The organism is Paractinoplanes toevensis (genome assembly GCF_018332695.1).
In the GTDB taxonomy this organism is placed as follows: Bacteria; Actinomycetota; Actinomycetes; order Mycobacteriales; family Micromonosporaceae; genus Actinoplanes; species Actinoplanes toevensis.
On sequence record NZ_BOQN01000049.1, the window covers coordinates 1 to 26,154 of the forward strand.

Here is a 26,154-nt window from a genome sequence, read left to right on the forward strand (position 1 = left end):
GTTCGGGCGGCGAACGTAAGGACGACGAACGTTTGGGTGACGAACGTTCTCGCGCTGGGCGGTCCTATGCGGACCTCGCGCGGCGGGCTGCCGACCTGCTGAGCCGGTCCCGTTTCGCGGCCGCCGTGGCGACGTCCCGCGTCAGCCCCGATCCGTGGACCGCCGCGTCGTGGGCGGCGATCGTGGCACTGGAAGCGGACCCGGTTGTCCTCCGCCGCCCGGAACGCGACGAACTAGTGGCCGCCATCGCCTCCGCGCTGGCCGAAGCTCCGACGCCGGACAACCGGCCGCCACCCGACGAGCAGGCCGAGTTAGCTCCGGCACCACCGCCGACCGACAGGCGGACCCCGACCGCTGAAGCCGAGCGCGATGCGCCCACCCCGCCGCAGCCGGGCCGCGCGGCGCCCGGGCGAGCGGAAGCACCGACGGCGGTCGTCGGCCAAGAAGAGCGGGAGCCGACCCGACCCGTGCTTCCCCGCAGCGGGACGGAAGGCAACGCCGCCGCCGTCCTGGTGCTCCCGGACGGCCGGCTCGGCGCCCCGACCGCCTGGGGTGGGCTGCCGTTCCTGCTCAACACCGCGGCCGCCGTCGGTCTCCCGGCCGCCGCGATCCGGCCGACCCTCACCGGCCGCAGCGTCCGCTGGGTACTGCATGCCCTGGCCACCCGTCTGGTGCCGGCCGATCCGGCCGACCCGGCCGTGCTGGCGCTGTGCGGCCTCACCCCGCACGACCGGCCACCGTCGGCCGTAGGTGAGCCGGCGACCGTACGGGAGCGCCGAGCCCTGGCCCGCATCGCCGCCCGCTGGATCACCGCGACCGCCGCCCTCCTGCCGGCCGATCCGGCCGCCGACCCGGCCGCCGTGGTCGCCGAGCTGGCCCGCCGCCCCGGCGTGGTGGTCGCCGACCCCGGCTGGATCGAGATCCACCTGCCGCTCGGCGACGTACGTCTCGACGTCCGCCGGGCCGGGCTCGACCTCGACCCCGGCTGGGTGCCCTGGCTGGGCAGCGTGGTCCGGTTCGTCTACCGGGGAGGCGACGATGGCTGACCCGCTGGTGCTGACCACCGCCAACGGCCACCGGGCCGAGCCGCTCGGCGACCGGCTCGCGACCCTGGTCCGGGCACTCGCCGATCTGGTCGCCCACAACGGCGTACCCGATGGTTTTCTTCGTTCGTTCGCGACCACGCTGACCGCGCCCGGCACTCCGCCGGTGGATGCGGCCCGGTTGGACAGCGTCGCCGCCCGGCTGGGGCTGACCGGCACCGAGCGGGCCATGGTGCTGCTCGCGGGTCTGCCCGAGGAGCACGAGGGGATGGCCGCCACGTTCCGCGGTCTGCATCCGGTCGGCGATCCGTGGCCGACGGCGGGCCTGGCCGCCCAGCTGGTGTATCCCCGAGATCGCGACCGCGGCCCGGTGCGGCACGAGCTGACCGAGGGTGCAGCCGTCCGAAGTGGACTGTTGCGATTGTCCGGCGACGGCCCGCTGTTCGAGCGTTCCCTGTTGCTGGCTCCGGCCTTCTGGGACGCCGTGCACGGGGCCGACGCCTGGCCGGCGCACGTCCGTCGGCTGGCTCCGGACGCCGCCGCGCTCCCCGGCCTGCGCGGCTGGCTCGAGCTGCCGGCCGTGCGCGGGGCCCGGCGCGCGGTGTCGACCGGTGCCGACCTGCGGGTGCTGATCATCGGCGACGACGAGCGGATCGGCCTGAGCCGGGCCGCCGCGCTCGCCGAGGCCGTCGGCCGTCCGCCGGTGGCCGGAGCGGTGGATGCCACCGACGGTGCCGCGGCCGGCCTGGTGGCCCTGCACGCGGCGGTCCGCGGTGCTCTGCCGGTGCTGGTCCTGGCGAACGGCGGCGATCTCGCCCCGATCGGGGTGCCCGGTCCGGTCCTGGTCGTGACGGCCGGGCACGGGGTCCGCCCGGTCGGGCCGGGGCCGGTGCTGGCGGTGCCCATCGGGCCGGTTCTCGCCGAGGACCGGCGGCGGGCCTGGCGTGCGGCGCTGCCCGAACTGCGCGACCAGGCGGCGGAGCTGGCCGCCCGGCATCCGCTCGATCCGGCGATCGTCGCCGAGGTCGCCGCGGACGTTCGGGCCGCGCAGCGGTGCGGGGCGGTCCGGTCCGGGCCGGCCGGCATCTCGAGCGCGATCCGGGTGCGGGCCGGTGCCGAACTGCCGGCCGGTGTCCGTCTCACCACCCCGGGGCGCGACCGGTCCGGGCTGGTCCTGCCGGCCGCGGCGGCCGATCAGCTGACCGCGGCGATCGACCGGCTGCGGCTGCAGTCCACGGTGATCGAGGACTGGGGATTCCGGGCCGGGGCCGGCGCCGACCGGGGCGTACGGCTGCTGTTCAGCGGCCCGCCCGGCACCGGCAAGTCGCTGGCCGCCGAGGTGATCGCGGCCGAGGCGGAGACCGACCTGATCGTGGTCGACGTCTCCGCGGTGGTGTCGAAGTGGATCGGCGAGACCGAGAAGAACCTGGCGGCGGTGTTCGACGTGGCCGAGCGGACCCGGGCGGTCCTGCTGCTGGACGAGGCGGACGCGCTGTTCGGCGCGCGGACCGAGGTCAGCGACGCGCACGACCGGTACGCCAACCTGGAGACCGCCTACCTGTTGCAGCGGCTGGACCGGTTCGGCGGGCTCGTGGTGCTGGCCACCAACGTCCGGCAGAACATCGACGCGGCCTTCATCCGCCGGATGGACCACGTCGTCGAGTTCGGCCTGCCCGGGATCGCCGAGCGCCGCGAGCTGTGGCGGCTGCACCTGCCCGGGACCGCGCCGCTGGACGACGACGTCGACCTGGCGGCGCTGGCCGCGATCTACCCGGTGCCCGGGGCCTGGATCCGCAATGCGGCGATCGGCGCGGCGTTCCTCGCGGCGGGCGAGGGCACCTCGATCACCCTGCGGCATCTGAGCCGCGCGATGCGCCGCGAATACACCAAGGCCGTCCGCCCCTATCCGGGCGATCCGGCGGCGACTTCCGAAGGGGTACGCCGATGACGCTCGAATCCCTGCCGTCGACACCGTTCAGCCTGCCGCGCATCACGTTCGGGATGCTGCTGGGCGTCGACGACTTCCGTGGCATGCTCGGCCATCCCCGGGCGAAACACCTCCTGCATCAGGCGTGGCTGCACGGCCCGGGGGTGATCCGGGGCTACGAGGTGACGACCGCCGAGCACGAGGTGCGGGTGCGGCCGGGGCTGGCGGTCGACGGCATGGGCCGGGAGTTGCCGCTGCGCACCACGCAGTGCGTGGACGTGGCCGACTGGCTGGCCCGGGGCAACCGGAAGCTGCGCTGGAACTCGAAGCTGAAGCTGAACGTGGTGGCGACCGCCGGCTACCGGTTCACCGACCCGGTGCCCCAGCCGGGCGGCTCGGTGCTCGACCCGCTCGATCCGGCCGGGTCGTCGGCCTCGCGGTACGCCGAGACGGTCACCGTCGACCTGGTCGAGGCGGCCCGGCCGGAACCGGATCCGTACCGGCGGCTGCGGGTGCTGCTGGGGCTGGCCTGGCCGCGGCCGGGCGACGCGGGCGACGCGGAGGCGGCCGGCGAGGCGCGGCGCATCGCGAAACTGGCGCCGGGGGAGCGGCCGCGGGCCCTGCTGACCGCGTTCCAGGGCTTCGCCGGTCGTGCCGTCGGGTCGCTCGGGCCGGCGGAGGGCTGGACCGACGCGGACGCGTTCCCGGTGGCCGAGAACACCGGTCTGGTGCTGGCCCGGATCGTGGTCACCTCGGGAACGGGCGGCACCCCGCTGCTCGGCGCGCCGGATCTGAGCGTCCGGCGCAGTCTGCTGCCCACCGGCGTACTCCAGGAACTGCTCTGTGGTCTTGGCCCGTCCTTCCCGGACCGGACGGCCGGCGATCCGGTCGATGCGGGCGGGCCCCGGCTGGTCCGCGGCTCGGCCGAGTGGACGGACGACCGGACGATGTCCGTCGAGGTCACCGCGGATCTGCGGCCCGGCTCGCTGACCCGGCCGGCGGTGGCCGTGTCGTCGGCGTCGGACGAGGGTCACTGGGTGGTCGGCGATGTCAGCGACGTGCGGTACGAGGACCGGACGATCACCGTACGGCTGACCCGGCCGCCCCGCTACGAACTGGTCCGCTGGCGGGTCCGGGGCACCGGTTCCACTCCCGTGCTCGGCACCGACGGCAGCCCGCTCGCCGGGGTCGACGACGGTCCGCCCGCCACCGGTGACGACGGCCGTGACGCCGTCTGGCAGATGAGAGGACCCCAGTGATGACCGGCACCCTGGTTCGCCTGCTCCCGTTCGACGGGCTGTTCTTCCGGGCCCGCCATCTCGATCTGCTCCAGGACTACGTCCGGGCGCTCTCCGCGGACAGTGCCCGAGCCGGCGGCCCCGGGGCGGTGTTCGGCCTGGATGTCACGGTGGACGGCACGAAGATCGCCGTTGCCCCGGGCTTCGCCGTCACCGGCGAGGGCCGCCTGGTGGTATCCACCCAGGCGGTCACCACGGACCTGCCGGCGGCGCCCGCGGCCGGCAACGCGGCCTGGCTGATCCAGGCGACGCACGAGGAGGTGGACGGCGATCCGGACGAGCTGACCTACACCCGACTGCCCGGTCAGGCCTCGGCGGAAGGCGGACGGCGCAGTTCCACGAAGATCGAACGACTGGCGGTACGGGTGAGCACGGTGACCGTTCCGGCCGGGGTCCCGGCCGGAGATCTGCGCTCGGAGTTGGCGGCCGCCCGGTTCGCCGCCGAGCGTCCGGCCCAGGGGCTGCCGGACTCGTGGAGTCCGCCGCCGCCACCGTCCACTTCGGACGGCGTGCCGCTAGGTCTGCTGTTGCGGGCCGGCGGGGCCTGGATCGTCGATGTCTGGTCGGTCCGGCGGGATCGCACCGAGCCGCTGCCGGAGCAGCGGCGGCAGTGGTCGCTGGGCCTGCGCCCGGCCGCGGCCGCCGACGCCGGCCTGCGGCAGTTCCAGGCCCAGCTGGCCGAGCTGCTGGCCGCCGGCGGCGAGCTGTTCCGGTCCGAGGCCGACGCGGTGACGCTGTCCTCGCTGGGTTTCGTCGAGCTGCCGCCGGCCGGGTTCCTGCCGTTGCTGGACGGGCCGGTGCAGCCGACGGCGTTGCGGGCGCCGTTCGGCGGCGGCCCGGAGGTCCGGGTGTTCGCCTGTGCCGAGGGGACCGCCCGGGCGCGGGTCGAGGGGGCCCGGCACCTGGACCGGATCTCGTTGCGCAACCCCGGCCCACCGCCGGCCGTCGATGTGCTGGTGCCGGGCGCCTGGTCGGCGCCGGCCGCGGACGGTTCGGTCACGATCGTCCCGGCGGCGCCGTGGGCCGTGTTCGCCCGGCGCGAGGCCGTCGAGGCGGAACCCGCCCCGGCCCCGGCACCCGATGAGATCGACCTGTTCGCGGTCGCTCCCAAGCCGGTGGACTACGACAGCACGATCGCCGACGCGAAGGTCAACGCGGCGCCGCCGGACCAGCTGATCGCCACGCTCGAAGGTTCGGCCGTGCCCGGCATCGAGGCGTACCACGAGATCGCCGCGAAGCTGGCCGGGGCCAACCGGATGACCATGCTCGTCGCCGTGGCCGACGAGGACGACCTGCCGCTGGCCGGCCGGCGGGCGGCCGCGGTGCTGTCCTGCTTCGGGGGTGTCGCCGCCACCGCCGACCGGTTGCCCGGGGTGCGGATCGCCGGCCTGTCCCGCCCGGCGATCCGGCTCATCGCGGAGAAACCGTGATGCCCGGTCAGGCGCTGCGCCGGCCGCCCAGGACCGGCCGCAGCAGGCCGGTCAGGGCCGGGTGCGGCTCGACGCCGAGTTCGTCGGCCAGCAGCCGCCGGTACGCCGCGAACTGGTGGGCCGCCTCGCCCCAGTTCCCGTGCGCGATGTGCGCCTCGATCAGCGCGCGCTGGGCACTCTCCCGCAGCGGCTCGGCCGCCACCGCGACCAGTGCCGCACTCACCGCCTCGCCGGGGCGGTCCGCCGCGAGCCGACCGCTCATCACCTCGAGCGCGTGCAGCAGACGTTGCCGGAGCCGGTCCCGCTCGCCCAGGACCCAGTCGTCGTACCAGCCGGGGAGCAGGTCGAGCGCGGCCGTGCCGCTCGGATGCACGGCCAGGTCGGCCGCGGTCGCGGTGCCGGCTTCGAGGCGGTCGGCCCAGGCGCTCACCAGGTCGGCGTCGACCAGAACGCCGTCGCGCAGCGTCAGCGTGGCCTTGTCCGCCTCGATCAGCTCGGCGCAGGTGCGGTTGAGCCGCCACAGCGACGAGCGGAGGTTGCCGGCGGCCCGCAGGTCGACGACGTCCGGCCACAGGGTGCCGGCCGCGTGCCGCCGGGACACCTGACCGTCGTTCAGCGCGACGAACGCGAGCAGCCGTTTGCTGCCCTCCGGAACGTCGATCCGCCGCGCGTCGATCGACACGAACGGCCCACCCAGCAGGTGCACCACGACGGTCCCGGCGTCGAGTCGGTCCCCCAGCATCGCTCGTACCCAGTCCCGCATCGCTCCGCCCTCCGCGCTCCGCATCCCGGGACGGACGCTAGAGCGGGTGGCGTCAACGATTCGTCAACCGCCGCGCGTGCCGCGTTGACGCTCCGGTGACGACTGTAGGGAGCTACCCGAAGCGCCCCGGTCCACCTCGCGCCTACCGTCGGATGTCATGACGACAGGTGCTGAGATCCGGTTGATCGGCGGCTTCGCGCTGGTGCTGCCGGCCGGACGGACGACCGTGGCGGAGTCGTTGCAGAGACTCCTCGCATTCCTCGCGTTGCGCGGGCCCACGCCGCGCACCGCGATCGCCGGAACACTGTGGCCCGGCACCTGCGACGACCGCTCGATGGCCAGCCTGCGCACCGCCGTGTGGCGGTTGCGCCGGCTCGCACCGGGCCTGCTCGTCGGCACCCCGGGCACCCTCGAGGTGAGCCCGGTGGCCCGGATCGACGTGACCCGGCTGGCCGAGTTCGCCGGTCCGGCCTGGCCGAACCTGCTGCCCGGCTGGTACGACGACTGGGTCGTGATGGAACGCGAACGCCTGCGCCACCGCTATCTGCGAATGCTCGAGGCGGCCGCGGCCACGGCGATCGACTCCGGGCAACCGGCCGTCGCGCTCGACCGGGCGCTGGCCGCGGCGGCTGCGGACCCGCTCCGGGAGTCCGCGCACCGCCTGGTGATCCGAGCCCTGCTGACCGACGGAAATCTGGCCGCCGCGCGCCGGCATCTCGGGTTGGTCCGCGTGCTGTTCCGGGAGCAGCTGGGGGTCGCGCCGACCGATCAGCTGACCGACCTGTTCCGTCCGATGCAGCCGGTGGCGTGACCGTTGCGTGACGGCGGTGGCCCTATCGTCCCGTCATGTCACCGCTCTCCCCGCATTTCAGCGGGCCATGACCGATCCGGCGTTCCTCGTCCGCGTGGCCGCCATGCTGGTCGCCCGCGCGTTCCGGCGGGAGGAACCGGACCCGGGTGACGACGGCCGCCGGGCGCTGGAGCGCCTGGTGACGCTGATCCGCCCGGTCGTGCCGGACGAGGCATGGCCGGCCGACATCGCACCCGCTCTGCGGGCCCGGCTCGACGCCGAACCCGCCTATGCCGTCGCGGTCCGGGCCGCGGTGCTCAAGGCGTACGCGATCCCGGCTCTGGCCCGATATCTGCCCGATCCGGCGCCGGTGGTTCGGCCACATCAACAGTCGCCAGACTCGCCGTGAGTTGGGTCCGCGAGCTGATCCCCAGCTTGCGGTACACCCGCGACAGATGCGCCTCGACCGTCTTGCGCGACAGGAACAGCAGCCCGGCGATCGCCGGATTGCTGTGTCCCCGCACGGCGGCCATGGCTACCTGCAACTCCTGCGGCGACAACTGCTGGATCGCCGCCGCGTCACCGGCCGGCCGGCCCGCGCGGCCCCCGGCGGCGGCGAGTTCGGCGGCGGCCCGTTCGGCGAACGGCTCGGCGCCCAGCCGCCGGAACGTGTGCAGCGCCTCCGCCAGCGGCTCCCGGGAACCGGCGATCCGCCGGTGCCGGCGCATCACCTCACCGTGGCACAGCGCGGTCCGCGCCTGCTCGAACGGGCGATGACATCGTTCATGCAGGGCCATCGCGTTCCGGAAGTGCCGCTCGGCCGCCGCGGCGTCGGTGACGAGCAGACCGTGGCAGCGTTGCACCGCCGCCGCGGCGCCGGACAGGCCGGTCGCGGCCGCCCGCCGGCCGAACGACGCCAGCCGCTCGGCCGCGTGATCCGGCCGCCCGGCCCGCCAGTAGGCCTCGACCAGATCCGGCTCCCAGGGGACCACGCAGGGGTTGCCGAGACCGTGCCGCTCGGCGAACTCGCGCACCGGTTCCAGAGAGTCGATCGCCTCCTCCGGCCGTCCGCCCGCCAGATGCAGCAGGCCCAGCACCCCCCGCTCCCAGAACACCAGGCCGCTGGTGCCGAGCGGACCGGACATCTGCCGGGACTCGGCCAGCCGCCACTCGGCCGTCTCGGCCCGGCCCTGGGCCGCGTCCAGGCGGGCCAGCAGCACCTGGACGAACCCGAGCGTCAGCGGTTGCCAGGTCTCGCCGGCCAGGCGCAGCGACTCCTCGCCGTCGGCCCGGGCCCGCGCCCATTCGCCGGCCTGCCGCGCCGTCTCGCAGCGGTGGCTGAGGGCGATCGCGAGCGGGCCGAGGGCGCCGGCCCGCCGGCACGCGTTCACCACCCGATCCAGGGTCTGCCGGGCGTCGGCCGGCCGTTCCAGCCAGCTCTGCGCCGCGCCCAGCATGCTCAGCACCATGCCGTCGGCGACCGGGTCCAGCCGGTCGAGGTAAGGGCGCAGCTCGGTGATCGTGCGCAGGGCGGTGTGCGTCCGCCCGCTCAGCGCGTGCGCCTGCGCGAGCACGAGCCTGCTCTGACCCCGCTCCGCGGCCGCGCCCACCCGATCGGCGATCGCCACCGCGCGGTCGCCGAGAGCCACCGCGTCGTCGATGCGACCCTCCGTGCACGCCGGCAGCACCGCCTCGGACAGCAGCCAGGCGGCGCCCCGGGCATCGTGGCCGGCCACCGCGTCGGCCGCGCCCACCAGCACCTCCCGGGCGATCGCCGGGGTGCCGCGCATGGTGAGCGCCCGGCCCCGGGTGAGCTCGACCTCGGCGATGAGTGCCGGGTCGCCGGTGAGCTCCCGGGCCGTCTCGAGCCAGGCGGCCGCCTCGTCGGCGCGGCCGGCGATGAGCGCCGCGCCGGCCGCGGCGAGCAGGCGGCGGGCCCGGTGCTCGGGGCCGGTGGTGAGGGTGGCCGCGCGGTGCAGCATGCGGGTGGCGCCGGCGAACCCGAGCCGGTCGCGGGTGCGGTCGGCGGCGGCCTCCAACTCGGCGGCGAGCGCGTCGTCCGGCCCGGTCGCCCCGGCGGCCCGGTAGAGCAGCGCCTCGTCACCGGTCGTCGTCGCGGACAGGGCGGCGTACGCGTCCTGCCGGGCGATCGCCGTGGTGTCGGCCTGGACCACCGACCGGATCAGCGGATGCGCGAAGCAGACCTGGCTGCTGTCGGCGGTGATCAGCCCGGCCGTCCGGGCCGGTTCCAGGGTGGAGCTGTCCAGCCCGAGGGCGTGCAGCGGCCCGGTCAGCCGGCCGGCCGCGGCCGAGGAGCTGAGTGCCAGGACGAGCAGGGCCAGCCGGGTCGGCGCGGGCAGCGAGTCGAGACGTGCGGCGAACATCCGGCGCACCTCGCCGCCGATCGGGAGCGGGTCCGGCATCGCCAGCCGGGCCGCAAGCTCGGCGGTGCTCAACCGGCGGCCGATCTCGCGTACGGCGAGGGGGTTCCCGCCGGTGACCGCGTGCAGCCGGTCGGCGACGGCCGGCGCGACCGGCTCGGTGCTGAACGACGCGAGCAGGGTGCCGGTCGCCGCCCGGTCGAGGCCGGCGAGGTGGAACGCGGTGAGGCCGGCCGGATCGAACTCCCGGCCGGGTTCGTCGCGGTGCGCGAGGATCACGAGTACGGCGTCGTTCTCCAGCCGCCGGGCCGCGAACATCAGGGCGCCCGCCGACTCGGTGTCCATCCACTGCGCATCGTCCACCACGACCAGGACCGGCCGGGTCTCGGCGGCCACGCTCAGCAGCGTCAGGACGCCGAGGCAGACCGCGTACCGGCCGAGTGCCGCGGTGCCGTCCTCCAGGGCGAGCGCGGTACGCAGCGCGGCGGCCTGCGGCGAGGGCAGCTCGTCGAGGTGGGGCAGCAGCGGCCGGAGCAGATCGCCGAGGGTGGCGAAGGCGAGGGTGGCCTCGGACTTCAGTCCGGTGGCGGCGAGCACGGTCATGCCGATGGCCCGGCCGGTCACCGAACGCAACACGGTGGTCTTGCCGATCCCGGACTCGCCGAACAGCACGACGCCCCCGCCGTGGCCGGCCCGCGCCGCCTCCAGGAAGGTGTCGAAGTGGCCGAGCACCATCTCGCGCCCGACGATGTGGTTGGTTGACGACACTTCGACCGGGATTGTCATGCCGTCACCTCCGGCTGACTCGACGTCGCTCGGCTCAGCATGCGCCACCACCGCCCCCGGAGGTGTCGTATTTCTTACCTGCGGGCGTTGCGTCGATCATCCACAAAGGAGTCGAACGGCGAATTCCTGTCACAGGCCGCTGGAACACGGTCCGACGTCGACCGGTTCGTCGAGGCGCTCGGCGGGGCCGAACCACCCGGGTGGCTGCCCGCCGCGCGGCAATATTTCGCCCATCTCGACGTCGGCGAGATCGAGGTGGGCCTGAGCACGGTCGAGGCGCCGGCGACGCCGGAGATGCGTGGGGCCTGGGAGCACTACGTCGAGCTGGCCGTGGGCCGGCACGTCGTGCCGGCGGTGGCGCTCGAGCTGCGGCTGGCGAGTGAGCTGGCGCGGGAGCGGCCCGACCGGATCGAACCGATCGTCGAGCACCTGCGGGCGCATGGCGCCGACATCGGGCTCCTGGAGTGGGCGCGGGTTCCCCCGCCACTCTTAACGTATATCGCACGGGGGGGCTTGCGGCAAGACCCGGGTGGTGACGGAGAATCGTCGGGTCATGCCTGAAATCTGCCCAAAACGGGAGCTGATGACGTGAGTCCGGTTACTGCCAGTGTTTTTGATCTTCGGGCACATCCGGCCAAGGCGGACCCGGCGCTGATCGCCGCGGACGAGCAGCACTTCGCGGCGATGGCGGCGAGCCTGGAGCGGACCATGGCCGAGTTGGGGGAGCGACTCGAGACAGTCCGCAAGGCTCCGGCCGGCAAGGGCCGGCAGGCCGTGGATCGTGATCAGGAGGTGCGCCGGCTGGAGGGCCGCCTGCGGACCCTGCGCCGGTTCAGCCTGGATCTCTGTCTCGGGCGCATGGTGGGCGAGGGCGAGCCGGTCTACGTGGGCCGGCTCGGGCTTACCGACGACGCCGGGCGCCGGCTGCTGGTGGACTGGCGGTCACCGGCGGCCGAGCCGTTCTTCGGCGCCACCCACGCCAACCCGATGGGTCTGGTCAGCCGCCGTCGTTACCGGTGGAGCCAGGGGCGGATCACCGACTACTGGGACGAGGTGTTCACCCCGGAGGGCCTCGAGGGCAACGCCGCGCTCGACGACCAGTCCGCGTTCATCGCCAGCCTGGGCAGCAACCGCTCGGCCCGGATGCGCGATGTGCTCGGCACGATCCAGGCCGACCAGGACGCCATCATCCGGGCGAGTTCCGGCGGCGCCCTTGTGGTCGACGGCGGACCGGGCACCGGCAAGACCGTCGTCGCCCTGCACCGCACCGCCTATCTGCTCTATTCCGACCCGCGCCTCGGCCAGCGCCACGGCGGCGTGCTGGTGGTCGGCCCGCACCAGCCGTACCTGAACTACATCGCCGACGTCCTGCCCAGCCTCGGCGAGGAGGACGTGCAGACCTGCACCCTGCGGGACCTCGTGACCGAGGGCGCGGCGGCCCGGCCGGAGAAGGATCCCGAGGTGGCCCGGCTGAAGTCGTCGGCCGGCATGGTCAAGGCGATCGAGGCGGCGGTGAAGTTCTACGAGGAGCCGCCGGCCAAGGCCACCGCCGGGGTCGCCGCCGCGGACTGGGCCGAGGCGTTCGACTCGGCCGGCCTGGGCGTGCCGCACAACGAGGCCCGCGAGCAGGTGTGGGAGGAGTTGGCCGCGATCGGCGGGCACCACCCGGATCTGCGTACGGCGTTCAACCGCGCGTGGCCCCTGCTGGAGCCGGATGATCTCGTCGCGGACCTGTGGACGGTGCCCGCCTACCTGCGCCGGTGCGCGCCCTGGCTCACCCTCGACGAGGTGCGGACGCTGCAGCGGGCGGACGCCAAGGCATGGACCATGTCGGACCTGCCGCTGCTGGACGCCGCCCGGCAGCGCCTCGGTGATCCGGAGGCGGCCCGGCTCCAGCAGCGCCGGGATGCCGCCACCGCGGCTCAGCGCCGGGGCATGTCCCAGGTCCTCGACGATCTGATCGCGTCGGCGGTGCACGACGACGGCGAGGGCCTGATGAAGATGCTGGTGCAGCCGGACCTGCGGGACGTCCTGGTCGACGAGGCCGTCCTGCCGAGCGCCGACGCCGACCGGCTCGCCGGGCCGTTCGCGCACGTCGTGGTGGACGAGGCACAGGAGCTCACCGACGCGGAGTGGCAGATGCTGCTGCTGCGCTGCCCGTCCCGGAGCTTCACCATCGTGGGCGACCGCGCGCAGGCTCGGCACGGGTTCACCGAGTCGTGGCGGGAGCGGCTCGAGCGGGTCGGGCTGGAGCGGATCAGCCTGTCCTCGCTGACCATCAACTACCGGACGCCGGCCGAGGTGATGGCCGAGGCCGAGCCGGTCATCCGGGCGGTGCTGCCGGACGCCAACGTGCCGACGTCCATCCGCAGCAGCGGCATCCCGGTCCGGCACGGCTCGGTCGCCGAGTTGGGCACGATCCTGGCCGACTGGCGGGACACCCACGCCGAGGGCGTCGCCTGCGTCATCGGGGACGCCGCCGTCGAGGAGACGGACCGCATCCGCCGGCTGACCCCGGAGCTGGCGAAGGGCCTGGAGTTCGACCTGGTCGTCCTGATCGACCCGGCGAGCTGGGGCGGGGGCATCGAGGGTGCGGTCGACCGGTACGTCGCGATGACCCGCGCGACCCAGCAAATGGTGATTTTGCAGGACTCCAAGGCCTAAAGCTAGGCGGACAGGTCGATGGTGGTGCCGATGCCCTCCGCCCGGGCCCGGCGCAGCAGCAGGTCGGCGGTGACCAGGTCCTGCAGGCCCAGGCCCACCGAGTTGAACAGGGTGATGTCGGTGGTGGCGACCCGGCCGGGGGCCAGGCCGGCGATCACCGCGCCCAGTTCGGTGCGTACGTCGGCCTCGGTGACCGCCCCCTCGGCCAGGGCCATGACGACCTCGCCGGACTTCGCCAGGGCGGTGGGCAGCGAGTCGACCACCACCCGGGAGCGGCGCAGGCCTTCGCCGTCGACCTCCCGGTGGTCGGCCCGCGGGGGTGCGCCGACCGCGTTGACGTGCAGGCCGGCACCGAACCACGCGCCCCGGACCAGGGGTTCGCGGGCCGGGGTCTGGGTGCACAGCACGTCGGCCGAGCGCACCACGTCCTCGACCGTGGCGGCCGTTTTGACCGCGAGGCCGAGGTCGGCGACGGCCGACCGGTAACTCGCGATCCGGTCGGCCGAGCGGGACCAGACGACCACGGTGTCGATGTCGCGGACGGCGGCGATCGCGCGGGTGTGCTCGACCGCGAGGTTGCCCGCGCCGACCAGGCCGAGGACGGTCGCGTCGGGGCGGGACAGGTGGGCGGTGGCGACCGCGCTGACCGCGGCGGTGCGGACCGCGGTGATCAGCCGTCCGTCGATCAGGGCCTGGCATTCGCCGGTCACGGCCGAGGTGATCAGGATGGCCGAGCGTTGCACGGGCAGGCCGCGGAGGGCGTTCCCGGGGATGTCGGCGAGCAGTTTCACGGCGGCGCGGCCGCTGGCGCTGTCGGCGGCGGCCATCGGGATCAGCGCGGCGCCGTCGAGGGCCATCGCCGGGGGAGCGGGCACCACGGCGCGGCCGAGGGCGAGGTCGGCGTGGGCCCGTTCGACGGCCGCCCGGACCTGGGCGTGGCCGGGGTCGTCGCGCATCAGGCGGGCGACGTCGGAATGGGTGAGGACGAGGGTCATGTGCGGGTCCTTCACTTCGAAGCGGTGACCCGGCCGAAAACCGGGCCGGCGGTGGCCCGGCCGGAGACCGGGCCACCGCGGGGGAATCAGACGACGACGAGGCGGTTGGGCAGGGTGTTGAGCACCTCGTTGCCCTCGTCGGTGCAGATCACCGTGCCGCCGACGCAGACCCGCCGGCCGCCGAGCAGCGCATTGGGTTCGAACGCGAACGCCGTACCGGCCTGGATGACGAAGTCGCCGTCCTGCGGCACCACCGGCGGCAGTTTCGGCAGGACCCGCAAAGCCGGGTCCTGGTCGGTGTTCATGTGGGTGGCGCTGTTGAAGATGACGCCGGAGACGGTCTGGATGTGCGGCCCGGTGTTCCAGCAGCTGGCTTCCAGAGCGGGCGCGTTCATCGCCTCGGCCAGCTCGGTGAAGGTGAGACCGGGCTTGAGCACGTCCAGGCCGGCCCGCAGCGACTGCTGGCAGACCTCCTCGAGGAAGGCGAGTTCCGGCGACGGCGCACCGATCACGACGTCGATCTGCTGCTGTGACTCGTACGTCCCGTAGCAGGCGAAGATCTCCGCGGCGACCGAGTCGCCCGCCTCGAGGCGGCGCGGAGCGCCGCCCATCGACATCCATTCCGGCTGGCCCCACGCGAACCGCGACGAGCCGCTGCGCAGCAGCAGGCTCGGCGGCAGAATCCAACCCCCGCCACCCACGATGGCGTTGAGGGCGGCGGCTCCGATCACACTTTCCCGTACGCCCACCGCGGTCGCCTCGATGAACGCCGCGCACGCCGCCTCGCCCAGCGCCGCCGCCTTGCGGATCATCTGCTGTTCCTCGGGGCTCTTCACCAGCGCGAGCACCTCGAACGGGGTGGCCACGTCGACGAAGTTCGCGCCGGGCAGGCCGTCCAGCACCCGCAGCCAGGTGCTGTACGAGATGGATCCGGCCCAGCCGCCGACCGCCCGGCTGCTCAGCCCGACGACACCGATCGTGCCGGTGGCCACCGACCGCTCCGTCAGCGACTCGATCAGCCCGGCGATCGGGTGGCCGACCCGGTAGTCCTCGACCCACCGGTCGTAGGCCTGGCCGGGCTCGTCGTAACGGTTCAGCGGATAACGACCGAGCAGATAGGTCGCCTCTCCCGAAGCGGTGAGCACCACGATGCCGTGCAGGGTCTCGTTGGTCAGGTAGCGGTCCCACATGTCCCGGCCGGAGCCGAAGACGACCAGCGCGTCCAGGTTGTGCTCGGCCATCAGCTCACGCACGGCCAGATAGCGCCGGTCCTTCTCGGCGCGGGACAGGGTGGGGAACTCGTCGGGGCCGGGGAGCGCGGGGTTCAGGACGGGGTGGGGCATGTCAGCTCCTTCAGAACGGTACGGAGGTGGGCGACGCTGTCGGTGATGAACGCGAGCTCTTCGTCCGCCCCGGTGGGCCGGCGGAGGAGGTCGAGGTGGGCGCGGTCGGCATAGGAGCGGGTGAGCCGGTAGACCTCGGCGAGCTCGGTCACGGTCAGGTCGGGGTGTGCGGCCTGCCAGACCGGGTCGTCGACGAAGAGCGGCATCTCGGCTCGACTCCGGACGATGCCCTCGATCGAGAGGGTGGCGTCCGGCGCGTGCTCGAGCAGCGGCGCGAGCAGGGCGGGCCAGTCGATGACACCCTGGCCGCAGGGTGCGAGGAACCGGCCGATGCCGTCGTCGGTGAAGGCGAGGGCGACGTCGCGGACGTGGCTCTGCCGGGTGTACGGGGCGACGCGGTGCGCGGCCGCGATCGGGTCCTCGCCGCGCACGAGCACGTTGGCGGTGTCGAAGGTGATGCCGAACGCGTCCGGCCCGGCCTCCTCGACCAGCCGCACCACCTCGAACGAGGTGATCTCCTCGTGCGTCTCGATGTTCAGGTGGCAGCCGAGGTCGCGCAGCAGCGGCCCGAGTTTCGCGAGCACCTTCGCGGTCGCCGCGAGCTGGTCGGCCCACCACACGTCGGTGCGGAACCGGTCACACGCGTACAACCCCTTGATCTTGAATTGGTAGTTGGCCGTGGCCGTCCAGAGCTCGGTGATGCCGGCCGCCGCGCAGGCCCGAATGATCTTTTCGAGCCCGAGCAGGTAGTCGCCGTCGCCGAGGGCGCGGATCTCCGGCGCCTCCGGGGTGGCGAAGGGGTTGACCTTGGCCGTGCCGACTTCCAGATAAAGACCTAGAGAAGCGGCGTGAGCCGAAATTTCGAATATTTCGCCGGGGTCGAGCGTCGGCGACAACGCGAACAGTGAGCGGAAGAACGCGCCGTCCAGTCCGAGTGAGTGGATCTTGTCCAGTGTCCAGTGCGCCCCATGCTCGGAGGCGCCCGGGAACTTGCTGGTATCGGTGCCGATCCGCATCAGGACTCACCGCCGGAGAGATCCACCAGGCCGCGCCGGAAGACGTTGGTGGGGTCGTAGGAGCGCTTCACGGCGACCAGGCGGTCGTAATTGGCGCCGTACACCTGGCGGGCGATCTCCTCGTCCCCCTGCACCGACGCGAAGTTGATGTAGGTGCCGCCCTGGAACGGCCCCATCGCGTCGGCGAAGCCCTTGGCCCACGCGACCAGCTCCGGCTTCTCCTCCGCGAACTCCCAGTCCGCGCCGATGTTCGCGCCCCAGGTCAGCCCGTGCGAGCTCATCGACGTGGCCGAGGTGTCCCGGCGGGCCATCGCACCGCCGCCGCCGATCACCTCGAACGGGCAGAGCATCTGGTGCGCGATGTTGGCGTGCGCCTGCAACGGCCGTCCGGGGTAGCGGTCGGACCAGTCGATCACGGTGTCGATCACCTCGTCGGCGAGGCTGGCCACGAAGATGTGCTTCCAGTAGTGCCCGATGCCGTACCGGAACTCGTCGTCGGTGGCGTGCTGCAGGGTGACGTGCGGAACCGTCCGCAGGTTCTCGTAGACCGGGGTGGCCTGCGCGAACATCGGCGCGGTGAGCGCCGGTTCCAGCGCGGGGTCGCCGTAGTGGACGGTCGCGACCGAGAGGACCGGCTTGCCGCGATGCGCGGCGGCCACCTGCGACCAGTACGGCGGGCAGGTGAGCAACCGCGCATAGGTGGTCACGTGGTCCGGCGCCGAGGGCGCCCAGTCCCGGTAGAACTGAAGCACTTCCCGGCGGTCGGCGGCCGTGTAGAACGCCTGCCGGATGGTGGCCAACCCGGGCAGCGGCACGTAGCGGAACGTGAACGAGGTGACCACCCCGTAGTTGTGGCCGGCCCCGCGCAGCGCCCAGAACAGATCCGCGTGCTCGGTCTCGGAGACGGTGAGGATCCGCCCGTCGGCGCAGACGATCTCGGCCGACACCAGGAAGTCGACGGTCGCGCCGTACATCCGGGCCAGATAGCCGGCACCCCCGCCGAGGGTGAGCCCGGCGACCCCGGTGTGCGAGACCACCCCGGCCGGCACCGCGACGCCGTGCTCGGCGGCCGGCCGGTCGACGTCGCCCCAGCGACAGCCGGCCCCCACCGTGACGGTCCCGGCGGCCAGGTCGAAGACCACGCCGTTCATCGGCGCGGTGTCCAGCAGCACGGCGTCGTCGATGACCGCGGTCCCGGCCAGGTTGTGCCCGCCGCCGCGCACGGTCACCTCGAGTCCGTTGGCGACGGACCAGGTCAGCGCGGCCGCCACCTCCTTGGCGTCGCGGCAGCGCACGATCGCGGCGGGCCGGCGCACGATGTCGGCGTTCCAGACCCGGCGGAGCCGGTCGTAGCCGTTGTCGCCGGGGAGGATCACCTCGGCGGAGGTGACGGTGCGCAGCTGGGCGATGTCGGTCATACGGTTTCCTTAGTGAGAGCCTGGCGGAGGTGGTCGGCGCACCGGGTGGCGAAGACGTCGAAGGTGAAGTCCGGGTCCGGGGTGCGCAGTTCGTCGAGGCCGGGGCCCTGGTATCGGTGGGCCAGCCGGTAGATTTCCGAGATTTCCGCCGCGGTGAGATCGGGGTGGCCGGCGAGCCAGACCGGGTCGTAGGGGTGCAGGGTCATCTCGGCCCGGATCACCCCGATCGGCTCGATCGTGAGGTTGAGGCCGGGGTTGGCGTCCAGCAGCGTCGGCAGCAGCACGGCCCAGTCGATGACGCCCTCACCGCACGGCGCGAGGAAGCGGCTGATGCCCTCGTCGGTGACGACCAGGGCGGCGTCGCGCAGCTGCGTCGAGTGCACGTAGGGCGCGGCCCGGCGGGCGGCGGCGATCGGGTCCTCGCCGCGGACCAGCACGTTGGCACTGTCGAAGCAGATGCCGAGCACGTCCGGCCCGACCGCCTCGACCAGCCGCACCAGCTCGAAGGTGGTGATCTCCTCGTGCGTCTCGAGGTTGAGCCGGCACCCGTGGTCGCGCAGCGCCGGGGCGAGCAGCTTCAGGAACTTCGACGTGGCCGCGAGCTGCTCGGTCCACGTCGTATCGGTGCGGAACCGGTCCGTACTGAAATAGCCGTTGAAGTTGGGCTTGAAGCCGCCGGTCGCGGTCCAGAGATTGCGCACCCCGATGGCGCCGGCGGCGCCGATCAGCTTTTCCATCCCGGCGAGATAGCTGCCGTCGCCGAGCGCCCGGATGTGCGGGAACTCGGCGGTCATGTACGGATTGACCTTGCCCAGCCCGAATTCGAGGTACATGCCGAGCTCGTCGGCCCGGGCCCGGATCTCGCGCAGGTAACCGGGGTCGAGGGTGGGGGAGACCTCGAACAGGGTGCGCACGTTGACCCCGTCCAGCCCGAGCGCCTTGACCCGCTCGAGCGCGTCGAACAGGTCCTTCCAGGGCGGTGGCCCGTAGGTGGCTTCGAGCTTGACGTCCAGGCCGATCGGATTCATCGGGCACTCCTTCGTAGGCGTTCGGCGGCCGGATCGGGCACCGGCACCGCCGCGAGCAGGGATTTCGTGTACGGGGCCCGCGGATTCGCGTAGATCTGCTCGCGGGTCCCGGTCTCGGCGATCCGGCCGCCGTCCAGCACGACGAGGCGGTCGCACAGGTAGCGGACGACGGCCAGGTCATGGGCGATGAAGAGAATCGAGAGGCCCAGCTCGAGCTTCATGTCGCGCAGCACGTTGACCACCTGGGCCTGCACCGATACGTCGAGCGCGGAGACCGGCTCGTCGCAGATCAGCACCTTGGGCTCGACCGCGATGGCCCGGGCGATGGCGATCCGCTGCCGCTGCCCGCCGGAGAAGGACCGGGGATAGCGATCCATGTCCGATTTATCCAGGCCGACCTGTTCCAGAAGTCCACCGACGCGAGATCGGCGGCCGGCCGAGGACTTCTCGATGCCGTGCACCAGCAGTCCCTCGCCGACGATCTCGGCGACGGTCATCCGGGGGTTGAGGCTCGCGTACGGGTCCTGGAAGACCATCTGCACCCCGCGCCGGAACTTCGGGCCGGCGTAGCGGACCTGCCCCGCGTCCGGCTTGGTCAGCCCGACCAGGCAGCGCACGGTCGTCGACTTGCCCGAGCCGGACTCGCCGACCAGCCCGAGCACCTCGCCCGCGTGCAGCGTGAACGAGATGTCCTCGATGGCGGTGAAGCGGCCGTACCGCTTGGTGAGCCCGTCGGCGGTCAGCACCGCAGCGCCCCTTCCTCGATCAGGTGGCAGGCGGCCTGCCCGGTGCCGATCGTCAGCAGCACGGGCGCGTCGGTGCGGCAGCGGTCGATCGCCGCGGCACAGCGCGGATGGAAGGCACACCCGGCCGGCCGGGCGGACGGTTTGGCCGGCACCCCCGGCACGGTGTCGAGACGCTCGGTCAGCGCTCGGTCGACGCGCGGAACAGAGGCCAGAAGCCCTTTGCCGTACGGGTGGGAAGGCCCGGCGAAGAACGCGTCGACGCTGTTCTCCTCGACCTTGCGGCCCGCGTACATGACCGCGACCCGGTCGGCGAACCCCGCCACGATCCCGAGATCGTGGGTGATCAGCAGGACGGCGATGCCCTCCTCGGCGGCCAGCTGCTCGATCAACGTGAGCACCTGCTCCTGCACCCGCACGTCGAGCGCGGTCGTCGGCTCGTCGGCGATCAGCACCTTCGGCCGGGTGATCAGTGCGGCGGCCAGCATCACCCGCTGTTTCATGCCGCCGGAGAACTCGTGCGGGTAGGCGCCCAGGCGCTCGGCGGCCCGCGGCACCCCGAGCCGGTCGAGCATCTCGGCGGCCTGCTTCATCGCGGAACGGCGGCCGACGCCACGCAGCCGCAGCGGTTCGGCGACCTGTTCGCCGATGCGTTGCAGCGGGTTGAGCGCGGTGGTCGGGTCCTGGAACACCATGGCGATCTGGGAACCGCGTACTTTCCGCACTTCTTTCTCGGGCAGGCCGATCAGTTCCTTGCCCTGGAAGAGCACCGAGCCGCCGACGCTGACCGACGGGTCGAGACGCAGCAGCGCCCGCGCGGTCATCGACTTGCCCGAACCGGATTCGCCGACCAGCGCGACCCGCTCGCCCTTTCGCAGGTCGAGGTCGAGGCCGTCGACGATGCGCAGACCGCCGACGTCGACGGTGAGGCCGTGGATACGCAGCACGCTGGTCATCAGTCCCCCAGGGTCGGGTCGAGCCGGACCCGCAGGGCGTCGCCGAACAGGCCGAACACCACCGCGGTCAGGGTGATCGCGAGGCCCGGCACGGTCGCCACCCACCAGGCCGTGGTCACGTACTCCCGGCCGTCGGCGACCATCGCGCCCCAGTCGGCGCTGGGCGGCTGGGCGCCGACGCCGAGGAACGACAGCCCGGACATCAGCACGATGACGCCGGAGACGTCGAGGGCGGCCTGCACGTAGAGGCTGTCCAGCGAGTTGGGCAGCACGTGCCGCAGCATCAGCCGGCCCGGCGGCACCCCGAGCGTCCGGGCGCTCTCCACATAGGTGCTGGCCATGGTCTCCCGCAGCACCGCGCGGACCAGCCGGGCGAAGGCCGGCCAGAGCGCCACCACCAGCGCGATGATCGTCGAGCGGAGGCTGGGCCCGAGGGCGGCGGCCACGCCGAGCGCCAGGATCATGCCGGGGATGGAGAGGAAGATGTCGCAGACGCGCATCACCACCTCGTCCACGACCCGGCCGCCGAGCGCCGCGACCGCGGCGACGACGATGCCGACCACCGCGGCGCCGACGGTGACTACCACCGAGGACAGGACCGTGGTGCGGGCGCCGGCCAGCAACCGGCTGAGGATGTCCCGCCCGGCCGAGTCGGTGCCGAGCCAGTGCCCGGCGCCCGGTGCGAGCAGCGCCTGGTTGAGGTCGACCTGGTAGGGGTCGTGCGGCGCGATCCACGGCCCGACCAGCGCGATCAGCACGAAGACCGCGGTGGCCGGGTAGGCGATCCGGTCCAGCAGGGGGATTTTGAAGACCGGCAGGAAGCGGGGTACGGCGAGGGTCGTCATGAGGCCACCCGGGTGCGCGGGTCCAGCCAGAACTGGACCAGGTCGACGAGGAGGTTGGCGAGAATGAAGACAAGGCCCAGGACGAGTACGGCACCGAGCACCGCGTAGGTGTCCTGCGAGGTGACCGCGGAGTTCAGGTACGTCCCGACGCCCGGGATGCTGAACACCGCCTCGACCAGGAGCGCGGCGCCCATCATCCAGCCGAACTGCATGCCGAGCAGGGTCAGCGTCGGCACCAGCGCGTTGGGCAGCGCGTGCCGCCAGATGATCCGGCGGTTCGAGGCACCCTTGGCCCGGGCGAAGGCCACGTGATCGGCCTTCAGAGCGCCGACCATCGAGGACCGGATCGCCCGCGCCACCACCGCCAGGAACGGCGCGGACAACGCGAGTGCGGGCAGCACCAGATGCCGGATCGCGTCGGTGAACCCGGCGACGTTGCCGGCCAGCAGCGCGTCCACCGTGGCCAGGCCGGTGACGTGCGGCGACTCCAGGCCGTAGTCGTTGCGGCCGGAGATCGGCAGCCAGCCGAGCCGGGAGCCGATCAGGTACTGCAACATCAGCGCCAGCCAGAAGACCGGTACGCCACCGCCCAGCACCATGATCAGTCGGCTCGCGGTGTCGCCCGAGCGGCCCAGGCGCAACGCCGAGAACACGCCGAGCGGCACCGCGATCAGCACGTTGATCACCATGGTCAGCGCGACCAGTTCCAGGGTCGGCGGCAGCACCGTCGCCAGGTCCGAACTGATCGGCTGGAAGGTGACCACCGACGTGCCGAGGTCACCGTGCAGCAGGCGCTGGAGATATTCGCCGTACTGGACGACCACGCTGTGGTCCAGTCCCAGGCGCTCGCGGGCCTGCTCGATCTGCTCCGGGGTGGCCGTGCGACCGGCCGCGATCCGGGCCTCGTCGCCCGGGATCGCCTTGATCATAAAGAAGACCGCGGTGGCCACTCCCCAGATCGTCAGCACGGCCAGCAGAAGCCGGCGCACGATGAGCCTCAGCATGTCCGCACCCCCTACTGGAAGTGCAGGGCGGTGGTGTCGAGCAGCGTGTGCGTCGGCGCATACGCGAACCCGGTCACGGTGGACTTCGAGACGTAGATGTACTTGGAGTTGACCATGTCCATCGCGACCGCGTCGTTGTCGACGATGGTCTGCACCTGCTTGGCGTACTCGCAGCTTTGCTCGGGCGAGGTGGCCTTGGTCGCCTTGTCGAGCAGATCGTCCACGGTGGCGTTGGAGTACTGCCCGTAGTTGGATCCGGTGCCGATGAACTTCGAGTCGTAGACCCGGTAGAGCATCGACGCGGCGTCCGGGTAGAGCGGGAAGTCCCAGACCAGACCTAGGGCCGGCGCGGTCTTGGGGTCGGACACGGCCTTGACGAACTCGGGGTAGGTGACCGACTTGAGGGTCAGCGTCACGCCGATGTCCCGCAGGTTCGACTGCAGCAGCGTCGCGGCCTTGTTGTGCTCCGGAATGACCGACTGGTAGTACATCGTCAGCTTGAGGTTGCTCGCCCCGGCCGTGGCCAGCAGCTTCTTGGCCTCGGCCACGTTCTGGGCGCTCCTGGCCAGAACCGGCCGGCAGGTCAGCGAGTTCGGCAGCACACCGTCGGCGACCGAACCCTGCCCGGCCAGGATGTTCTTGACGTGACCGTCGTAGTCGTAGGCCAGCCGGATCGCCTTGCGTACCCGTACATCGGCGGTCGGGCCTTGGGAAGTGTTGAAGAACGTGTAGAGCTGGAGTGGACCCTTGACGTCGGTCAGGGTGTAGCCGGCTGCCTTCTCGAAGCTCGCCCGGTCGGTCGGCACCAGCCCGTACGCCACGTCGATGTTGCCCTGCCGCAGCTCGTCGCGCAGCGTGGCGCTCTCGGTGATGTACCGGTAGACCATGGTCGCCGGCCGGCCGCCGTCACCACCCCAGTACTTGTCGAAGCGGGTGAACTTCGCCTGCTGGTTGGGGCGGTAGTCGGCCAGCGCGTAGGCGCCGCTGCCGGCGTCGTGGGTGGCCAGCCAGGTCTGCCCGTCGTCGGTGCCGGCGTTCTTCTCGACCAGCGCCGCGTTGACGATGTAGATCCGGCTGAGCGCGCCGAGGAAGCCGGCGTTGGCCCGCTTCAGGGTGACCGTGACGTGGGTGTCGTCGGTGGCCGTGGACCCCTGGTAGTCGGCGATCACGGTCGCGATGCCGAGGTTGAGTTTCCGGACCCGGTCGAGGGTGAAGACGACGTCGGCCGCGGTGACCGGGGTGCCGTCGTGGAAGGTCGCGCCGCTGCGGAGGGTGAAGGTGAGCGACGTGGCGTCCGGCGCCACTGTCCACTCCGTCGCCAGCTTGGGGATCAGCTTGTCGCTGCTGTCGTAGGTGTACAGCGGATCGTAGGCGGCGACGCTGGTCAGGTCGGTCTGTACGTCCGACGAGAGCAGCGGGTCCAGGGTCTGCGGGTTGGCGCCGGTCCCGATGATCAAAGTGTCGGCGCGACCGGTGGCCGCGGCATCGTTGGCGGAGGAACTGCAGGCGGCCGTGGCCAGCGCCAGTGCGGCCGCCGTGGTGGCGGCGGCAGTGGTCCGGATCTTCATGGTGTCTCCGGGGGTTCAGGGCTGCGTCTTGGTATACAAGATGCCAGTCACCGTGAGTCGCTCCGGGGACGGTTACGTAACAGCTCTGTTAGCTGGGCGGACATCTTCGGGCGTTCCCGCACGGAATTTTGTATTCCAAATTCTTCCGTCGCTCTGATCTAATGAGGGCCATGACAATCGGTACGACCGACCGGTCGCTCTCTACGCAGGTCTACGAATTTCTGCGGGAGCGCATCATCTCCGGCGAGCTCGAGCCGGGCCGGCGACTGGTCGAGCGGGAGATCTGCGAGCAGCTCAACGTCTCCCGCATCCCGCTGCGCGAAGCCCTGCCCCAGCTCGAGGCCGACGGTTTCATCCGCACCATGCCGCGTCGCGGCGCCATGGTCACCCAGCTGACCCTGCGCGACATCGAGGAGCTCTTCGACGTGCGCGAGAGCCTCGAGGTGCTGGCCGCCCGGCTGGCCGCCGCCAACCCCGACCCGATCGCCCTGGCCGGTCTGGAGACCCGCATCTCCGCCGCCCGGTCGGCACTGGACCGCGGCTCCGACCACGAGGCCGCCGCCGCGAATGTCGCCTTTCACGACGACGTCCTCGCGATGTCCCGCAACCGCCTGCTGCACGGGTTGATGCAGCCGCTCAACGGCCGCATGCAGTGGCTGTTCCGGATGACCGCCGACCGCGACATCCGGGTGCAGTGCGCCGAGCACGAGGGCCTGTACGCCGCGATCCGCGACGGCAACGTCGAGCTGGCCGCCTCGCTGGCGTTCGCCCACGTGGCCGGCGGCCGCCAGCCGTCCCTGGCCCTGCTGGCCGACGTCCTGCCCGCCGACCGTTAACGGCCGTTCGGGTGAGGGTTGCGGCAAGTTGATCGTCGTACCCTCTTGATCGGCCCAGAGGCGGAAGGACCCCATGGCTGTGAAAGATCGCCGGGCGTGGTCCGGCTGGGTCGGCGAAATGTCCACGCGGTACCTCTGGCGGCCGCGGCACAGCCGGGACGCGGATTCCCCGGCGGTCAACTGGCTCGGGGTCGCGGTTCTCGGCGTCGTGCTGTTGGGGATCGGTGCGGCGCTGTTCGCCGGTTTCCGCGGCGGTGACGACTCCCCGGCGGCCCCGGTCACCCTGCCCACACTCTCGGTGGTCGTGCCGGGCGACTATCCCTCGGTTCCGGTCTCCCTACTTCCGGCGCCCTCTCCGTCACCGTCCACGTCGTTCCCGTCGATCGTGGTGCACACGACCCACCCACCGGCGACCACATCGAAACCGGCCCCCGTGTGGGCGGAGAAGGTCATCGAGAGCACCAGCGTCCTCACCACCGGCCAGAGCTGGTCCACCAACCGCCTGAAGCTGACGGTGACCACGGCCGGCGACCTGGTGCTGCAGGACCAGGGCCGGACCGTCTGGCAGACCAGCACGAAAACCGGCGTGAAACTGGTCATGCAGAACGACGGCCACCTCGTCCTCTACGACGCGGGCAACGGCACGGTGTTCAGCAGCGGCACCGCCGGCAACCCCGGCGCGGTCCTGATCCTGCGGGCCGACGGCAACATGGTCATCTCCCGGAACGACCGCATTCTCTTCCAGACCGGCACCGCCGACTAGCTTTTTGAGGCCAGGTCGCGAGAATCAAACCCTTTCCGGTACGGGAGACTCGTGCCGGCCGGCGGGTCGGGTTTGCGAGGTTGGGCCGGGCCCGCCCGCAGCGGGGGCGCGGAGGGTGAGTGGCACCTGCCGGGACCGCGTGCCACGGGAGTTAGCCGGCGCGTACCGAAAGATCTTCCGCGCGGAAGTGTTCCGCCCTCCGTTTGGAGGCAGCCTGGGCCGGCGACCCGTTCCTTCTGGATTGGCGGGACCCCGACCCGAAAGATCTCTGGAACCGCTTCGGCGCGCTCCGGCTGCCCTCGGAGGAGACGCTGCCGGTCGCCCTTGCCGTACGCGTAGGCGAGCAGCGGCAGCACACCCAGCGTCACCCCCAGGAACTCCGGCACCTGCGCGATGCGGACCGCGACGCCCATGGCGGCGAGCGGACCCGTCGCCGTAGGCGGCCACGAGGTTGTTGAGCACCAGGGCGGTGACGATCAGGAAGGCGGCCTGGAGCAGTTCGCCGACGCCGAAGACCAGCCGGACGATGGCGGGCCGGAGGGTGAACCAGCGGGGTG

General features: G+C 72.4%; 21 protein-coding genes and 1 pseudogene. 10 read left to right on the forward strand and 12 right to left on the reverse strand.

What is annotated here, in order from left to right; all coding sequences use genetic code 11:
• The 4 genes and pseudogenes from Ato02nite_RS16835 to Ato02nite_RS16850 all read left to right on the forward strand — a co-directional run.
• Positions 1-1,046 (forward strand): annotated as a pseudogene (locus Ato02nite_RS16835) (hypothetical protein); the annotation flags it as partial.
• A complete protein-coding gene (locus Ato02nite_RS16840) occupies positions 1,039-2,991 on the forward strand; it encodes an ATP-binding protein (RefSeq protein ID WP_213007480.1) in 1,953 nt (650 codons plus the stop codon). The pseudogene Ato02nite_RS16835 and the gene Ato02nite_RS16840, both read left to right, overlap by 8 nt.
• Complete coding sequence (locus tag Ato02nite_RS16845; RefSeq protein WP_213007481.1) at positions 2,988-4,229, forward strand: hypothetical protein; 1,242 nt, start codon at positions 2,988-2,990, stop codon at positions 4,227-4,229. Before Ato02nite_RS16840 ends, Ato02nite_RS16845 begins: the two co-directional genes overlap by 4 nt.
• Positions 4,229-5,698 (forward strand): hypothetical protein, encoded by a 1,470-nt coding sequence (locus Ato02nite_RS16850; protein WP_213007482.1) that lies wholly within the window; start codon positions 4,229-4,231, stop codon positions 5,696-5,698. The genes Ato02nite_RS16845 and Ato02nite_RS16850 overlap by 1 nt, the downstream gene beginning before the upstream one ends.
• Before the next feature lie 7 nt (positions 5,699-5,705).
• Here Ato02nite_RS16850 and Ato02nite_RS16855 read toward each other — a convergent pair whose 3' ends face one another.
• Positions 5,706-6,440, reverse strand: coding sequence for an AfsR/SARP family transcriptional regulator (locus tag Ato02nite_RS16855; protein WP_213007483.1), 735 nt, complete (start codon positions 6,438-6,440; stop codon positions 5,706-5,708).
• A gap of 178 nt (positions 6,441-6,618) precedes the next feature.
• Between Ato02nite_RS16855 and Ato02nite_RS16860 the strand changes: the two genes are divergently transcribed.
• Both Ato02nite_RS16860 and Ato02nite_RS16865 read left to right on the forward strand, forming a co-directional pair.
• Positions 6,619-7,272, forward strand: a complete 654-nt coding sequence (locus Ato02nite_RS16860; protein WP_213007484.1) for an AfsR/SARP family transcriptional regulator — start codon at positions 6,619-6,621, stop codon at positions 7,270-7,272.
• 67 nt (positions 7,273-7,339) lie between these two features.
• Positions 7,340-7,660 carry a hypothetical protein gene (locus Ato02nite_RS16865; protein WP_213007485.1) on the forward strand — a complete coding sequence of 107 codons (321 nt, stop codon included), beginning with the start codon at positions 7,340-7,342 and terminating at the stop codon, positions 7,658-7,660.
• Here Ato02nite_RS16865 and Ato02nite_RS16870 read toward each other — a convergent pair.
• A complete protein-coding gene (locus tag Ato02nite_RS16870) occupies positions 7,569-10,418 on the reverse strand; it encodes an AAA family ATPase (RefSeq protein ID WP_213007486.1) in 2,850 nt (949 codons plus the stop codon). The genes Ato02nite_RS16865 and Ato02nite_RS16870 overlap by 92 nt on opposite strands.
• An 87-nt stretch (positions 10,419-10,505) precedes the next feature.
• On the opposite strand from Ato02nite_RS16870, the gene Ato02nite_RS16875 reads away from it, so the two are divergent.
• Positions 10,506-10,979 (forward strand): hypothetical protein, encoded by a 474-nt coding sequence (locus Ato02nite_RS16875; protein ID WP_213007487.1) that lies wholly within the window; start codon positions 10,506-10,508, stop codon positions 10,977-10,979.
• A gap of 3 nt (positions 10,980-10,982) precedes the next feature.
• The gene (gene helR / locus Ato02nite_RS16880) at positions 10,983-13,082 is read left to right on the forward strand and encodes an RNA polymerase recycling motor ATPase HelR (RefSeq protein WP_213007704.1); all 2,100 of its coding nucleotides are present in this window, start codon (positions 10,983-10,985) and stop codon (positions 13,080-13,082) included.
• Positions 13,083-13,084: 2 nt separating this feature from the next.
• Here helR and Ato02nite_RS16885 read toward each other — a convergent pair whose 3' ends face one another.
• From Ato02nite_RS16885 to Ato02nite_RS16930, 10 genes are all read right to left on the reverse strand, one after another.
• A complete protein-coding gene (locus tag Ato02nite_RS16885) occupies positions 13,085-14,077 on the reverse strand; it encodes an ornithine cyclodeaminase family protein (protein WP_213007488.1) in 993 nt (330 codons plus the stop codon).
• 86 nt (positions 14,078-14,163) lie between these two features.
• Positions 14,164-15,420 carry a M24 family metallopeptidase gene (locus Ato02nite_RS16890; protein WP_213007489.1) on the reverse strand — a complete coding sequence of 419 codons (1,257 nt, stop codon included), beginning with the start codon at positions 15,418-15,420 and terminating at the stop codon, positions 14,164-14,166.
• Positions 15,402-16,436, reverse strand: a complete 1,035-nt coding sequence (locus Ato02nite_RS16895) for a sugar phosphate isomerase/epimerase family protein (protein ID WP_213007490.1) — start codon at positions 16,434-16,436, stop codon at positions 15,402-15,404. Before Ato02nite_RS16895 ends, Ato02nite_RS16890 begins: the two co-directional genes overlap by 19 nt.
• Complete coding sequence (locus tag Ato02nite_RS16900) at positions 16,436-17,854, reverse strand: FAD-binding oxidoreductase (protein ID WP_213007491.1); 1,419 nt, start codon at positions 17,852-17,854, stop codon at positions 16,436-16,438. Before Ato02nite_RS16900 ends, Ato02nite_RS16895 begins: the two co-directional genes overlap by 1 nt.
• Entirely contained in the window at positions 17,851-18,882 is a 1,032-nt protein-coding gene (locus tag Ato02nite_RS16905) for a sugar phosphate isomerase/epimerase family protein (RefSeq protein WP_213007492.1), read from the reverse strand. The genes Ato02nite_RS16900 and Ato02nite_RS16905 overlap by 4 nt, the downstream gene beginning before the upstream one ends.
• Complete coding sequence (locus tag Ato02nite_RS16910) at positions 18,879-19,628, reverse strand: ATP-binding cassette domain-containing protein (protein WP_213007493.1); 750 nt, start codon at positions 19,626-19,628, stop codon at positions 18,879-18,881. Before Ato02nite_RS16910 ends, Ato02nite_RS16905 begins: the two co-directional genes overlap by 4 nt.
• Entirely contained in the window at positions 19,622-20,581 is a 960-nt protein-coding gene (locus Ato02nite_RS16915) for an ABC transporter ATP-binding protein (RefSeq protein WP_213007494.1), read from the reverse strand. Before Ato02nite_RS16915 ends, Ato02nite_RS16910 begins: the two co-directional genes overlap by 7 nt.
• Entirely contained in the window at positions 20,581-21,426 is an 846-nt protein-coding gene (locus tag Ato02nite_RS16920) for an ABC transporter permease (RefSeq protein ID WP_213007495.1), read from the reverse strand. Before Ato02nite_RS16920 ends, Ato02nite_RS16915 begins: the two co-directional genes overlap by 1 nt.
• Complete coding sequence (locus Ato02nite_RS16925; RefSeq protein WP_213007496.1) at positions 21,423-22,430, reverse strand: ABC transporter permease; 1,008 nt, start codon at positions 22,428-22,430, stop codon at positions 21,423-21,425. Before Ato02nite_RS16925 ends, Ato02nite_RS16920 begins: the two co-directional genes overlap by 4 nt.
• A gap of 11 nt (positions 22,431-22,441) precedes the next feature.
• A complete protein-coding gene (locus tag Ato02nite_RS16930; protein ID WP_213007497.1) occupies positions 22,442-23,998 on the reverse strand; it encodes an ABC transporter substrate-binding protein in 1,557 nt (518 codons plus the stop codon).
• Positions 23,999-24,168: 170 nt separating this feature from the next.
• Here Ato02nite_RS16930 and Ato02nite_RS16935 point away from each other — a divergent pair, with 170 nt between their 5' ends.
• Entirely contained in the window at positions 24,169-24,834 is a 666-nt protein-coding gene (locus tag Ato02nite_RS16935) for a GntR family transcriptional regulator (RefSeq protein ID WP_213007498.1), read from the forward strand.
• Positions 24,835-24,952: 118 nt separating this feature from the next.
• Positions 24,953-25,597 carry a hypothetical protein gene (locus tag Ato02nite_RS16940; RefSeq protein WP_213007499.1) on the forward strand — a complete coding sequence of 215 codons (645 nt, stop codon included), beginning with the start codon at positions 24,953-24,955 and terminating at the stop codon, positions 25,595-25,597.
• Positions 25,598-26,154: the final 557 nt, after the last annotated feature.

What these genes read in the sequence shown, in the direction of transcription:
- Ato02nite_RS16840 (WP_213007480.1), top strand. Translation starts at nt 1,039, where the DNA reads ATGGCTGACCCGCTGGTGCTGACCACCGCCAACGGCCACCGGGCCGAG.
- Ato02nite_RS16940 (WP_213007499.1), top strand. Translation starts at nt 24,953, where the DNA reads ATGTCCACGCGGTACCTCTGGCGGCCGCGGCACAGCCGGGACGCGGAT.
- Ato02nite_RS16860 (WP_213007484.1), top strand. Translation starts at nt 6,619, where the DNA reads ATGACGACAGGTGCTGAGATCCGGTTGATCGGCGGCTTCGCGCTGGTG.
- Ato02nite_RS16895 (WP_213007490.1), bottom strand. Translation starts at nt 16,436, where the DNA reads ATGCGGATCGGCACCGATACCAGCAAGTTCCCGGGCGCCTCCGAGCAT.
- Ato02nite_RS16855 (WP_213007483.1), bottom strand. Translation starts at nt 6,440, where the DNA reads ATGCTGGGGGACCGACTCGACGCCGGGACCGTCGTGGTGCACCTGCTG.
- Ato02nite_RS16905 (WP_213007492.1), bottom strand. Translation starts at nt 18,882, where the DNA reads ATGAATCCGATCGGCCTGGACGTCAAGCTCGAAGCCACCTACGGGCCA.
- Ato02nite_RS16920 (WP_213007495.1), bottom strand. Translation starts at nt 21,426, where the DNA reads ATGACGACCCTCGCCGTACCCCGCTTCCTGCCGGTCTTCAAAATCCCC.
- Ato02nite_RS16850 (WP_213007482.1), top strand. Translation starts at nt 4,229, where the DNA reads ATGACCGGCACCCTGGTTCGCCTGCTCCCGTTCGACGGGCTGTTCTTC.
- Ato02nite_RS16845 (WP_213007481.1), top strand. Translation starts at nt 2,988, where the DNA reads ATGACGCTCGAATCCCTGCCGTCGACACCGTTCAGCCTGCCGCGCATC.
- Ato02nite_RS16915 (WP_213007494.1), bottom strand. Translation starts at nt 20,581, where the DNA reads ATGACCAGCGTGCTGCGTATCCACGGCCTCACCGTCGACGTCGGCGGT.
- Ato02nite_RS16900 (WP_213007491.1), bottom strand. Translation starts at nt 17,854, where the DNA reads ATGACCGACATCGCCCAGCTGCGCACCGTCACCTCCGCCGAGGTGATC.
- Ato02nite_RS16865 (WP_213007485.1), top strand. Translation starts at nt 7,340, where the DNA reads ATGACCGATCCGGCGTTCCTCGTCCGCGTGGCCGCCATGCTGGTCGCC.
- Ato02nite_RS16935 (WP_213007498.1), top strand. Translation starts at nt 24,169, where the DNA reads ATGACAATCGGTACGACCGACCGGTCGCTCTCTACGCAGGTCTACGAA.
- Ato02nite_RS16930 (WP_213007497.1), bottom strand. Translation starts at nt 23,998, where the DNA reads ATGAAGATCCGGACCACTGCCGCCGCCACCACGGCGGCCGCACTGGCG.
- Ato02nite_RS16870 (WP_213007486.1), bottom strand. Translation starts at nt 10,418, where the DNA reads ATGACAATCCCGGTCGAAGTGTCGTCAACCAACCACATCGTCGGGCGC.
- Ato02nite_RS16885 (WP_213007488.1), bottom strand. Translation starts at nt 14,077, where the DNA reads ATGACCCTCGTCCTCACCCATTCCGACGTCGCCCGCCTGATGCGCGAC.
- Ato02nite_RS16890 (WP_213007489.1), bottom strand. Translation starts at nt 15,420, where the DNA reads ATGCCCCACCCCGTCCTGAACCCCGCGCTCCCCGGCCCCGACGAGTTC.
- Ato02nite_RS16925 (WP_213007496.1), bottom strand. Translation starts at nt 22,430, where the DNA reads ATGCTGAGGCTCATCGTGCGCCGGCTTCTGCTGGCCGTGCTGACGATC.